Below are 12,816 nucleotides of genomic sequence, written 5' to 3' on the forward strand. Positions count from 1 at the left end.
CGGCAGCCGAGCCGTCGGGGGCGGGCTCAACACCCGCCCCCGCGCGCCGAGTTACCTCAGCAGCTCCACTTCCGCGAGTGTCCCGCCGCCCGAACCGGCCGCCACCAAGCGGTACTTGGCGTACGTTCCCGGAGCCGCGACGGTGAACACCCGTGTCTGACGCGACCACGCGAACGACTCGCCCGACCGCTTGTCCAGGTCCCGCCAGACCGTGCCGTCCGCCGAGCCCTGGAGCACCCAGCCGGTCGGCGCCCTGGCCGCCTCGGCCGACGTCAGCGTGTACTGCACGGCCTTCACCGGTGACTTCACCGGCAGTTCGAGCGAGGTCAACTGCCCCTCGGTCGCAGAGGAGTTGTCGAAGAGCGGACCTGCTCCCTCGACCGCGTCGGTGCGCGGCGCCGGCACCGTGTCGTTCTGCGTGATCGAGACCGGAGCGTCGTTCTTCCCGGTGCCCCAGGCGGACGGCCTCGGCCCCATCTCGAACTCGACGGTGCCGCCCCTGGCGAGCGTGGCGTGCGGCAGCGCGGTCGACGTCCACCGCTTGCCGTTGACCTTGACGCCCTGCACGTAGATGTTCTGCGCGCTGTTCTTCGGGGCCTTCACCACCAGCTCGCGGCCGTTCTCCATACGGACCGTCGCCTTGGTGAAGAGCGGGGAGCCGATCGCGTACTCGCCGCTGCCCATCACCAGCGGGTAGAAGCCCAGCGAGGAGAAGAGGAACCAGGCGGACTGCTCGCCGTTGTCCTCGTCGCCGTGGTAGCCCTGGCCGATCTCGCTGCCGGTGTAGAGGCGGGAGAGTACCTCGCGGACCTTGGCCTGTGTCTTCCAGGGCTGCGCGGCCGCGTTGTACATGTACGTGGCGTGGTGCGCGACCTGGTTGGAGTGGCCGTACATGCCCATCCGTACGTCACGCGCCTCGGTCATCTCGTGGATGACGCTGCCGTACGAACCGGCGAACTCGGGCGACGCGGTTTCCGGCGTCGAGAAGTAGGTGTCGAGCTTCTGGCCGAGGCCGGAGCGGCCGCCGTACAGGTTGGCGAGGCCGCGGCTGTCCTGCGGGGCGGTGAAGGCGTAGCCCCAGCCGTTCGTCTCGGTGTAGTCGTGGCCCCAGATGCGCGGGTCGTACTTCTCCGAAGGCACCCGCCAGTCGCCCTTGAGGTCGCGGCCCTGGAAGAAGCCGGCCTTCTGGTCGAACAACTTCACGTAGTTCTGGGCCCTGTTGAGGAAGTACGCCGACTCCTCCCGGTAGCGGGCCTTCTTCGTCTTCTTGTAGAGCGCCTCGCCCATCTTCGCGAGGCCGTAGTCGTTGAGGTAGCCCTCCAGGGACCAGGACAGGCCCTCGTGGGTCTGGGTGGAGGCGTAACCGAGGAAGGGTGAGGTGTCCATGCCCTTGCGGCCGACGCCGGAGAAGGGCGGCAGGACGGTGGCGTTCTTCAGTGCCGCCTCGTACGCGGCGCCCGCGTCGAAGTCGACGCCCTTGACGTACGCGTCGGCGAACGCCACGTCGGACGAGGTGCCGGTCATCAGGTCCGCGTAGCCCGGCGACGACCAGCGGGAGATCCAGCCGCCGTCCTTGTACTGCTGGACGAACCCGTCGACGAGCTTCCCCGCCTTCTTCGGAGTGAGGAAGGAGTACGCGGGCCAGGTGGTGCGGTAGGTGTCCCAGAAGCCGTTGTTGACGTACACCTCACCGTCGACGATCTTCGCGCCGGTGTGGGTGGGGGTGTCGGGGCCGGTCTGCGGAGAGAAGGGGCTGGCGTACTTCGTCCTCGAACCCACCTTCTCGTGCCCGGAGTTGGGGTAGAGGTAGAGCCGGTAGAGGCTGGAGTACAGGGTGGTCAGCTGGTCGCGGCCGGCGCCCTCGACCTCGACGCGGCCGAGGACGGAGTCCCAGGCGTCCTGCGCGCGGTCCTGGATCCGCTCGAAGCGGGAGCCCGCCGGGATCTCCGCCGTGAGGTTCTGCTTCGCCTGGTCCACGCTGATGAGGGACGTCGCGAGCCGGAGTGTCACCTGCTTCCGCGCGGACGGCTCGAAGCGCAGATAGCCCGTCACGTCCGCGCCCCCGCCGCCGCTCAGCTTTCCGCTCGCGGTCACCGGTGCGTCGAAGACGCCGTACACGAAGAGCCTGGTCGCGCCGGTCGACAGACCGCTCTTCACGTCGGAGAAGCCGGTGAAGGAGCTGGTCTTCGGGTCGAGGGTGAGGCCGCCGTCGTTCGACACGTTGTCGAAGATGACGCTGGCGTCCGCTCCCGGATAGGTGAACCGCATCATCGCCGCGTGATCGGTCGGCGTCATCTCGGTCCGCAGACCGTTCTCGAAGGTCACGCCGTAGTAGTGCGGCTTCGCCGTCTCCTTCTCGTGGCGGAAGGGCAGCGCGCGGGCCGTGCGGGAGGCGTCCGGGGTGCCCGGGACCGCCGACGGCATCAGCTGGAAGGTCTGCCGGTCGCCCATCCAGGGGCTCGGCTCGTGGCTCGCGCTGAAGGCCTGGAGGGTGGGCAGGTTGTCGGCGTTGTTGCCGCGCGCGTAGTCGTACAGCCAGCTGGTGGAGCCCGCGTTGGTCACCGGCGTCCAGAAGTTGAAGCCGTGCGGCACCGCGGTCGCCGGGATGTTGTTGCCGCGCGAGTACGAACCGCTGGAGTTCGTGCCCCGGGTGGTGCTCGCGTAGTCCGACAGCCGGGCGAGGGGCTTCTCCGGCGCCTTCTCGGCGATCGTCACGTCGTCGATCCAGCCGCGGAACTTCGCCGGGCCCTTCGGGTTGTCGTACGCGACCAGGATCCGGTCGACCGTCTTGCCGGCCGCGACCGCGCCGATCCGGGACGCCTTGTGGTTCCACTGGTTCGCGTACAGCGTCTTGGAGGCGCCCTGGCCCTGCGGCGACAGGACGGCGCCGTGCTGGTCGAGGGCGCGCAGCTCACTCAGATAGGTGCCGTCGGTGAAGGCCAGGTCCACCGACACGTTCGTGGCGGGGTAGTTGAGGTCCGCGCCCTTCTCGTCGGCGGGGAGCGAGGGGAAGACGCGGTAGGACAGCTCGGTGTTCCGGCCGATGCGCGTGTTGACGTCGAAGACCTTGTTGTACGAGTACGCCCGGCCGGCCGGCTTGTGGGTGCCCGCGTAGCGCAGCGCCCGCTTGCCCGTGAAGCCCGCACCCGACTTCGCGGTGGGGGAGCCCGACGGGCCGCGGTCGACCTGGCTGCGCATGTCCTCCGGGGTCGGCGTCGAGGTGTCCCCGTTCGAGAACTGAACGTCCGCGAGCTGGAGGATCGGGGCGCCGCCGTTGGCGGTGATGTCGAGCCGGTAGTGCTTGTACGCGGTGTCGTTGGCGAAGTCGTACGTCCTGGTCTGGAAGCGCGAGGTGAAGGACTCGCCCTTCCGGGTGTCCAGCGTCTTCCAGGTCTTCCCGTCGGTGGAGCCCTGGAGGGTCCAGTCCTTGGGGTCGCGCTCGGCGTGGTCGTTGGCCGACGTCAGCGCGTACGTCACGACCTTGGTGGGCTCGTCGAGGTCGAACTCGACCCAGCCGGCCGGCAGGAACGACAGCCACTTGCTGCCCGGCGTGACGTCGATCAGGTTCTCCTTCACCTCGCCGCCCGCCGCGTTCTCGGCGCTGGCGCGGAGCTCGGTGACCCGGTCGGTGACGCTGCCGGGGATTCCGGCGCTGTCACCGCCGTCGACGCCGGAGGACCTCTTGCGTCCCTGTGCGTCGGTTTCGACGGTGTTGCGCCAGGTGGGGGCGGGGTCGTCCGCCTCGAAGGAGGAGCTGAACCCCCGTGTCGCGGGCCCTGGTTGGGCGGGCTGTGCCGGTTGCTTCGGCAGGGCGACCGCCGCCGAGGGGGCCAGTGCGGTCATCGTCAGGGCGGCCGCGACGAGGCTCGCGAGGGCCGCTGCGGTGCCCCTGCCCCGTCTGGATCCGACAGGTCTGGGTCTGGGCTGCATCCCGAGTGCTTCCTTTACTCAGACAACGTTGTCAAGAGCGTACGTAACACCAGTAGGGATCCAAGGGGCCAGTGGTGTCAAGGGTGTTCATGGGCGCGCCAGTTGGACAAATGTGCGCCCAGATATCCAAGAGGTCTCAACTCGGGAAAGAACGCCGTCCAACCTTGCTTTCGATCTTGCCCAGTTGACGGGAAGTGGACTATACCTATCGGCGTCCGTACCGCTCGGGAAACCGGCGCGGACCAGGGGGTACGGGGATCACGGGGGTGGCATCGAGTGCCCCCTTCGCGCACCCGGAAATCCCGCAGAATCAGCTGAATCCAGAATCGATCGAGTCGTCTGACCGCGGTGGCGGGGCCCTTCGCCCGAGTGAATTCTTGTGCGGGCGCACCGGTACACCGCCTGAGTCCTGGAGAGGGCGAGGACTTGAGCATGGGACCCACCAACGTCAACCGTCGTGATGTGCTGAAGAGGACGGCCGCCGCAGGCCTTCTCGCAGTGCCCGGAGTCGGTGCCCTCAGTTCCTGCGCCAGTGGTGGCGGCAGCGGCGAGAAGGCCGAGAAGGGCACGAAGTCCACCAAGAACCCGCTGGGGGTGAAGGAGGACGCCGCGCTGTCGGTCTACATCTTCAACGGCGGCTACAAGGACAAGTACGCCCAGTTCGTCACCGACATGTACAAGAAGGCGTACCCGAAGTCCCAGGCCGCGCAGAAGGCCACGGAGAAGATCGCCACCCAGCTCCAGCCGAAGATCGTCCGCGGCAACCCCTCGGCCGACGTCATCAACAACTCCGGCGCCGACCAGATGAACATCGGCAAGCTGGTGACCAACCAGCAGGTCGCCGACTTCACCGAGATGCTCAACGCGCCCTCCTGGGACGACCCCAAGGTCACCGTCCGCGACAGCCTCTACCCGGCGATGCAGCCGATGGGCGCCTTCGGCACCAAGGGCTGCTACCAGCTCAACATCGCCATGACGGTGTACGGCAACTGGTACTCCAAGCGGATGCTGGAGGAGACCCTGGAGGTCGCGTACCCGAAGACCTGGGACGCGATGATCGAGGTCTGCAAGAAGGCCAAGGCCAAGGGCATCCACGGCTGGAGCTACCCGGGCGGTCACCCCCGCTACATGCTCTTCTCCATGTACGCGATGTTCGCGCAGGCCGGCGGCCGCAAGGTCATCGAGGCGATGGACTACCTGGAGCCGAACGCCTGGAAGCACGACGCCGTGAAGTCCGTCTTCGAGGCCTTCGAGGAGATCGTCGCCAAGAAGTACGTCCTCACCGGCTTCGACAGCACCGAGGGCCACACCGAGATGCAGACCGCCTGGACCAAGGGCAAGTGCGTCTTCGTGCCCAACGGGACCTGGGTGGAGAACGAGGCCAAGGACACCACCCCGAAGGGCTTCGGGATGACGGTCGGCGCCACGCCCTCGCTCGACAAGGGCGACGCCCTGCCGTTCGGCACGCTGTACTCGCCGCCCGGCGAGCCCTTCATCGTCCCGGCCAAGGCCGCGAACGTACAGGGCGGCCTGGAGTGGATGCGGATGATGTACAGCAAGGAGGCCTCCGTCAACCTCTTCAAGGAGACCGGCGGAATCCCGGCCCTCAAGGGCGCCATCGACGGAATGCAGCTGCCGCCCGGCACCGACAGCGCGCAGAAGGCCATCACCGCGGCCGGCGACAACATCGTCATCCCCTTCTTCAAGGAGTGGTACGGAGAGCTCTTCACCGAGGACTTCGACAAGACGATGGGCAAGTTCATGATGGGCGAGATGTCGACGAAGGAGGCCATGGACGCCATGCAGAAGGCCTCCGACCGGGTCGCCAAGGATCCCGACATCACGAAGATCAAGAAGGTCTGACGGCCGGCCGGGGCGCACGGTGAGCCGTCGGGAAATCATCTGACGACCGGCCTGGGGATCAACGGCCCGACAACTACCGGGCCGAGTACGTGTGCACGCGCGCGGCGCGTGCACGGAGCGGGTGGAATCGGAGCGGCGTGAGTATCGAGAAAAGGGCAGAAAAGCCCCCCAACCAGCTGTTGTTCCTCGCGGCAATTCTGCTGCCGCCCCGATTCACACCCGAGCGGGTCCGCTACGACCGGAGATACCGCACCCTCGACAAATACCGGTTCATCGCGGGATTCCTGGTGATTCCGCTGGTGTTCTACGGGATCTTCGTGATCTCGCCCTTCATTCAGGCGATCTACTACTCGTTCACCGACTGGGCCGGCGGGCCGATCGCCAATTTCAACGGCTTCGGCAACTACGTCAAGATGTGGAACGACGAGCGGTTCTGGGACTCCGCGACCACCAGCCTCACCCTGCTGGTGGTGGCCCCGCTGGTCACCCTCGTCCTCGGCATGTTCTTCGCGTACATGATCACCGCGGGCGGCCGGCACCGTAAGGGCCAGGCCATCGCGGGTGTCGCGGGCTCGTCGTTCTACAAGGTCGTCTACTTCTTCCCGCAGGTCCTCTCCGTCGCGATCATCGCGGTGGTCTGGGGGCGGGTCTTCAACACCAACAGCGGTCTGCTCAACGGCTCGCTGTCCGCGTTCGGCATCACCGGGCCCGCCTGGCTGGGCGGCGAGCACATGCTCGCCCTGATCGCCGTGCTCACCGTCATCTGCTGGAGCTTCGTCGGCTTCTACGTGGTGCTGTTCTCGGCGGCGATGGGCGCCATCCCCAAGGACATCTACGAGGCGGCGCTGCTGGACGGCGCGGGCCGCGGCACGACCTTCTTCAAGGTCACCCTCCCGCTGATCTGGGACACCGTGCGGACCGGCTGGATCTACATGGGAATCCAGGCCCTGGACTCCTTCGCGATCGTCCTCGTGATGATGCCCAAGCACGCCCTGAAGGTGACCCCGGTCTTCCTCTACGAACGCTTCCGGGAGGGCCAGTTCGGCTACGCCACCGCCATCGGCGTCGTACTTCTCGTCCTCAGCGTGGTGTTCTCCCTGATCATCATGCGGGTCGGGAACCGTGACCGGATCGAATACTGAGAGCGCGGGAGCCGCAGCACCATGACCACACTCGACACACAGGCCCGCGCCGAGGGATCCGCACCGGCCGCGGCCGGCAAATCCCGCAAGGCCAAGGAGGGCGCCGCCCTCAACGTCTTCTCGCACGCCTTCCTGGTGCTCTGGACGGTGATGGCGGCAGGCCCCCTGATCTGGGTCGCGATCACCGCGTTCCGCACCTCGGTGGACATCCTCAACGACCCGATGGGGCTGCCGGCCTCCCTGCACTGGCAGAACTTCGTGAACGCGTGGACCACCGCGCACATCGGCCAGTACGCGATCAACTCGCTGATCATCCTGGCCGGTTCGCTGACCGGGACCATGCTGCTCGGCTCGATGGCGGCCTACGTCATCGCCCGGTTCACCTTCCCCGGCAACAAGCTCGTCTTCATGCTGTTCGCCGGCGGCATGATGTTCCCGGTCATCCTGGCCCTGATCCCGCTGTTCGCGGTGATGGAGAACTTCCAGCTCCTCGACACCAGGCTCGGCCTGATCATCTCGTACATCGCCTATTCGCTGCCGTTCACCATCTTCTTCCTGACCTCCTTCTTCCGCACGCTGCCCACCGGCGTGCAGGAGGCGGCGATGATGGACGGCGCGTCCCACACCCGTACGTTCTTCCAGATCATGCTGCCGATGGCCAAGCCGGGCCTGGTGAGCATCGGCATCTTCAACTTCCTCGGCCAGTGGAACCAGTACCTGCTGCCGCTGCTGCTCAACAACGAGGACGAGTCCAGCTACGTCCTGCCGCAGGGCCTCGCCTCGCTGGCCATCGCGCAGGGCTACCGGGGCGACTGGGGCGCGCTGTTCGCGGGCCTGACCATCGCGATGGTCCCGGTGCTCGTCGTGTACGCCGTTTTCCAGCGGCAGGTGCAGGCGGGGCTCACCGCCGGAGCGCTCAAATGAGGCCCGGGGGACGGCTCCGCGAGGCCCCGGGAAGCGGCTCAAGTGACTTGTGAAGGGACCCTGTTGAAGGCTGATTTCGGCTTGGACACGAAAGTGGTCTAGGCCTGTTGCGCTCTCCCGCGGCGTGAGTAGTGTCTGCGCCACGGCGCTGCGGGAGATCTTCGCCCGGCCCGGTGGGTCCGGGGGCCTGCCCCGGAAAATGCAGCAAGTCGACTGAGGGTCGAAGGGTTGGACAGCATGAGGAATCGGGTAATCGCCACCGGTGCGGCAACGCTCGTGATGGCACTGGGACTGAGCGCCTGCGGTGGCGGCGACGACGGCGGCAGCGAGGGCAAGGGCAAGACCATCAAGGTGGTCGCTGCCGACTACGGCGACAAGGCCTCCAACGCCTCGAAGATCTTCTGGGACAAGGTCGCCAAGGACTTCGAGGCCGCCAACTCCGGCTACAAGGTCGACGTCCAGGTCATCAACTGGAACGACATCGACAAGACCGTCAAGAACATGATCGCGACCGGCAACGAGCCGGACGTCCTGCAGACCGGCGGCTACGCCGACAAGGTCGCCGACGACCTGCTCTACAAGGTCGACGACGTGCTGTCGCCCGCCACCAAGGCCAAGATCGTTCCCGCGTTCGCCAAGGCGGGCGAGGTCAAGGGCGCCGCGTACGGCATCCCCTGGGTTTCCTCCAGTCGAGTGCTCTTCTACAACAAGAAGGTGCTGGCCGCGGCCGGCGTCGCCAAGCCGCCCACCACCTGGGCCGAGGTCGCCGACGCCGCGAAGAAGATCAAGGACAAGAAGGCCGCCGACACCCCGTACGCCCTCCCGCTCGGCGCCGAGGAGGCCCAGGGCGAGACCATGATGTGGGAGATGGGCAACGGCGGCGGCTACACCGACGCCGCCGGCAAGTACACCATCAACAGTCCCAAGAACATCGAGACGTTCAAATGGCTCCAGGACAACCTGGTCAAGCCAGGACTGACCTACCCCAACCCCGCCACCACGGACCGCAAGACGGCCTTCGCCGACTTCGCCGCGGGCAAGGTCGGCCTGATGAACGGTCACCCGAGCGTCGTCCAGATGGCGTTGGACGGCAAGGTCGACTACGGCGTCACCGCCATCCCCGGCAAGGACGGACCGCTGGCCAACACCCTCGGCGTGGCCGACTGGGCCATGGCCTTCAAGGACGGCAAGGCGGAGAAGGACGCGGTGAAGAAGTTCCTCGACTTCACCTACACCAAGAAGAACCTGGTGAGCTTCGCCGAGATGTACAACTTCATGCCGGTCACCACGGACGCGGTCGCCGAGATGCAGGCCAACCCCAAGCACGCGGCACTGAAGCCCTTCTTCGAGGCACTGCCGAGCGCGAAGTTCTACCCGGTCAACGACACCGCGTGGGACGTCATCTCCGCCGAGATCAAGAAGACCGGCGGCAAGGCGGCCGGCGAGGACCCGAAGGCCGTCCTGGACGACCTCCAGAAGAAGGCAGAGGACGCGGCGGCCGCCGCCGCCAAGTAACGCGCTGAGTCAGCCCGTTCACCTCGTTCCTCGCACCCTCTCCCAGGAGAAACCGTGTCACTCAAGGCCCCTCCGTCCCCGGCCGACGCAGGCCGGGGACGGGGCGGGCGCACCCCCAGGCCGGTGAGCCGCCGCAGCGGACTGGCCAGGCTCGGCCCGCTGCCCTGGATTGCGCCCGTCATCCTGCTGATCCTCTTCGTGGTCGTCTGGCCCGTCGTCGAGCTGATCCGCACCTCGTTCCTCAACATCTCCATCTCCGGCAAGGTGCGCGGCAGCGCCGGAACCGACAAGTACAAGAAGCTCTTCGAAGAGACCGACCTCGGCGCCGTGCTCGTCTGGACGGTGATCTGGACGATCGTCGTCGTGGCCTGCACGATGCTGATCTCACTGGCCCTGGCGCAGCTCTTCAACCAGAAGTTCCCGGGCCGCACCGTGACCCGCTGGGCGCTGATCGCCCCCTGGGCCGCCTCCGTGCTGATGACCGCCATCGGCTTCAAGTGGATGCTCAACCAGACCGCAGGCGTGCTCAACACGGTGATGATGGACCTCGGTCTCATCGACAAGCCCGAGGACTGGCTGGGCACCGCGTCCACCGCCTGGCCGTGGATGATGGCCGTCGCCGTCTTCGTGTCGCTGCCCTTCACCACCTACACGCTGCTCGCCGGACTCCAGACCATTCCGGGCGAGGTGTACGAGGCCTCGCGCATCGACGGCGCGGGGACCTGGCAGACGTACCGGCACATCACCCTGCCGATGCTGCGCCCGGCGTTCCTGATCGGCGTCGTGATCAACCTGATCAACGTCTTCAACTCCTTCCCGATCATCTGGGCCATGACCCAGGGCGGTCCGGGCTACGACACCTCCACGTCGATGGTGTTCATGTACAAGCTGAAGGAGACCGACATCGGGGAGTCGGCCGCGATGTCGGTCGTCAACTTCCTGCTGGTCGTGGTGCTCGTGCTGATCTTCCTGAAGGTCAGCCGCTGGAACGAGGAGGACTGATGGCCACCGCTGCGGCCGCCCGGCCGAAGACGACGGGCCCCTCCGCCAGGCGTCCGAAGCGCACCTTCCGGCCGCGCACCCTGGTGATTGCGGTGGTGGCCTGGGGGCTCGCCGCGCTCTTCCTCGCCCCGTACCTGGAAATGATCATTACCGCGCTGCGCCCCAAGTCGGAGCTGCGCGACCGCACCTATCTGCCGAGCAGTTTCGAGTGGTCGAACTTCATCGACGTCTGGAAGGAGTCCACGCTCGGGCAGAACCTCCAGGTGTCGCTGCTGGTCGCGGGCGGGGCGACGGTGCTGGTGCTGCTGGTGGCGCTGCCCGCCGCGTACTACACGGCGCGGATGAAGTTCCGGGGGCGGAAGATCTTCCTGCTCCTGGTACTGGTCACCCAGATGTTCCAGCCGACCGCCCTGCTGATCGGTCTGTACCGCGAGTTCTACCAGCTGGACATGCTCAACTCGGTCTGGACGCTGATCATCACCAACGCGGCCTTCAACCTCGCCTTCGCGGTGTGGATCCTGACCGCCTACATCGGCTCCATCCCCGCGGAGCTGGAGGAAGCGGCGATGGTGGACGGGACCAGCAGGTTCGGCGCGATGATCAAGGTGACGCTGCCGCTGGCGCTGCCCGGCGTGGTGACCGCGCTGATCTTCACGTTCATCACGACGTGGAACGAGTTCGCGATGGGGCTGACCCTCACCACCGACCCGTCGAGCCAGCCGCTGACGGTCGGCATCAACAACTTCATCGGCGCGTACACGGTGCAGTGGAACTACCTCTTCGCTGCGTCCGTGGTGGCGATCGTGCCGGTCGTCGTCCTGTTCGCCTTCATCGAGCGGCATGTGGTGTCCGGCCTCACGGCGGGATCGGTGAAGTAGTCCTTGAAGTAGCCCGATTCTGAGCGGTACGCAGCGCCTGTCGACCCGGGTCGACAGGCGCTGCGTTGCGTTCCGGCTCCGCTTCGCTCAAGGTCTTGACGGGAGTAGGCAGTAAAGACTCTGCTTAGGGTTCATATGTTGGAAGAACGGCGGGGCCCCGCAGACGTGGCCCCCGAGCGGGCGGCCGTCGTGCCGTCCGCCGGTAACGGGAGTGGATGAGTCGATGGAGACTCCGGGGTCGCAGACGTCTCTGCACCGGGCCAACCTGGAGCGGGTCGTGCGCGCGGTACGCATGGCGGGCTCGCTGACCCAGGCCGAGATCGCGAGAAGCACCGGGCTCTCCGCCGCCACGGTCTCCAACATCGTGCGCGAGCTGAAGGACGGCGGGACCGTCGAGGTCACCCCCACGTCGGCGGGCGGCCGCAGGGCCCGCAGCGTCTCGCTCAGCGGTGACGCGGGCGTCGTCATCGGCGTCGACTTCGGCCATACGCACCTGCGCGTCGCGGTCGGCAACCTGGCCCACCAGGTCCTCGCCGAGGAGTCCGAACCGCTCGACGTCGACGCCTCGGCCGCCCAGGGCTTCGACCGTGCCGAGCAGCTGGTCAAGCGCCTGATCGAAGTCACCGGCATCAGTCAGGACAAGGTCATCGGCGTCGGTCTCGGCGTGCCGGGACCGATCGACGTGGAGTCGGGCCTCCTCGGCTCCACCGCGATCCTGCCGGGCTGGCAGGGGATCAACCCGAGCGAGGAGCTCTCCGCCCGCCTCGGTGTTCCGGTGTACGTCGACAACGACGCGAACCTCGGGGCGCTCGGCGAACTGGTCTGGGGCGCCGGACGCGGCGTGCGCGACCTCGCGTACATCAAGGTCGCCAGCGGCGTCGGCGCGGGCCTGGTGATAGACGGCCGCGTCTACCGGGGCCCCGGCGGCACGGCCGGCGAGATCGGCCACATCACGCTCGACGAGTCGGGCCCGGTCTGCCGCTGCGGCAACCGCGGCTGCCTGGAGACCTTCACCGCCGCACGGTACGTACTGCCGCTGCTGATGCCGGGCCACGGCCCCGACCTGACCATGGAGCGGGTCGTCCGGCTCGCCCGGGAGGGCGACCCCGGCTGCCGCCGGGTGATCGCCGACGTGGGCCGCCACATCGGCAGCGGCGTCGCGAACCTGTGCAACCTCCTCAACCCCAGCAGGGTCGTCCTCGGCGGCGATCTCGCGGACTCCGGCGAGCTGGTGCTCGGCCCGATCCGCGACTCGGTTGCGCGGTACGCGATCCCCAGCGCGGCGCGGCAGCTGAGCGTGGAGCCGGGGGCGCTGGGCAGCCGGGCGGAGGTGCTGGGCGCGCTCGCGCTCGTACTGAGTGAAATGGGGGATTCGACCCTGTTGGACACCACGCGGGCGACCAATTCCCTTGGTACGGACCAGAGTTCTACCCCCGTCTTCACTTAGATAACGAATGGCACCGTTGTCATCTCGTTAAGGGTTTACTCCTTGACGCTATGGCGGTGCGCGAGTTGACTTCCAGACACCTCGGCCGCAACGACGCGGCCTCGTCAGGGAGGCA

8 protein-coding genes are annotated in these 12,816 nt (G+C 67.1%); 7 read left to right on the forward strand and 1 reads right to left on the reverse strand.

Annotated elements, in window-relative coordinates; translation table 11 throughout:
* Positions 1-51 precede the first annotated feature (51 nt).
* Positions 52-3,930, reverse strand: coding sequence for a GH92 family glycosyl hydrolase (locus ACH4SP_RS05910; RefSeq protein WP_398409886.1), 3,879 nt, complete (start codon positions 3,928-3,930; stop codon positions 52-54).
* A 432-nt stretch (positions 3,931-4,362) separates the two neighbouring features.
* Between ACH4SP_RS05910 and ngcE the strand changes: the two genes are divergently transcribed.
* From ngcE to ACH4SP_RS05945, 7 genes are all read left to right on the forward strand, one after another.
* Positions 4,363-5,793 carry an N-acetylglucosamine/diacetylchitobiose ABC transporter substrate-binding protein gene (gene ngcE, locus ACH4SP_RS05915; protein WP_398409896.1) on the forward strand — a complete coding sequence of 477 codons (1,431 nt, stop codon included), beginning with the start codon at positions 4,363-4,365 and terminating at the stop codon, positions 5,791-5,793.
* Between the two features lie 200 nt (positions 5,794-5,993).
* Positions 5,994-6,935: a carbohydrate ABC transporter permease gene (locus ACH4SP_RS05920; protein WP_398411747.1), complete on the forward strand. Its 942-nt coding sequence runs from the start codon at positions 5,994-5,996 to the stop codon at positions 6,933-6,935.
* Positions 6,936-6,956: 21 nt separating this feature from the next.
* A complete protein-coding gene (locus ACH4SP_RS05925; RefSeq protein ID WP_398409903.1) occupies positions 6,957-7,859 on the forward strand; it encodes a carbohydrate ABC transporter permease in 903 nt (300 codons plus the stop codon).
* Positions 7,860-8,096: 237 nt separating this feature from the next.
* Positions 8,097-9,374 carry an extracellular solute-binding protein gene (locus ACH4SP_RS05930; protein ID WP_398409906.1) on the forward strand — a complete coding sequence of 426 codons (1,278 nt, stop codon included), beginning with the start codon at positions 8,097-8,099 and terminating at the stop codon, positions 9,372-9,374.
* A gap of 54 nt (positions 9,375-9,428) precedes the next feature.
* Positions 9,429-10,376 carry a carbohydrate ABC transporter permease gene (locus ACH4SP_RS05935; protein WP_398409912.1) on the forward strand — a complete coding sequence of 316 codons (948 nt, stop codon included), beginning with the start codon at positions 9,429-9,431 and terminating at the stop codon, positions 10,374-10,376.
* Complete coding sequence (locus ACH4SP_RS05940) at positions 10,376-11,254, forward strand: carbohydrate ABC transporter permease (protein WP_398409918.1); 879 nt, start codon at positions 10,376-10,378, stop codon at positions 11,252-11,254. Before ACH4SP_RS05935 ends, ACH4SP_RS05940 begins: the two co-directional genes overlap by 1 nt.
* A gap of 223 nt (positions 11,255-11,477) precedes the next feature.
* Positions 11,478-12,701: an ROK family protein gene (locus tag ACH4SP_RS05945; RefSeq protein ID WP_398409923.1), complete on the forward strand. Its 1,224-nt coding sequence runs from the start codon at positions 11,478-11,480 to the stop codon at positions 12,699-12,701.
* Positions 12,702-12,816 lie beyond the last annotated feature (115 nt).

It is taken from the genome of Streptomyces sp. NPDC021093, assembly GCF_044333135.1.
Taxonomy (GTDB): domain Bacteria; phylum Actinomycetota; class Actinomycetes; order Streptomycetales; family Streptomycetaceae; genus Streptomyces.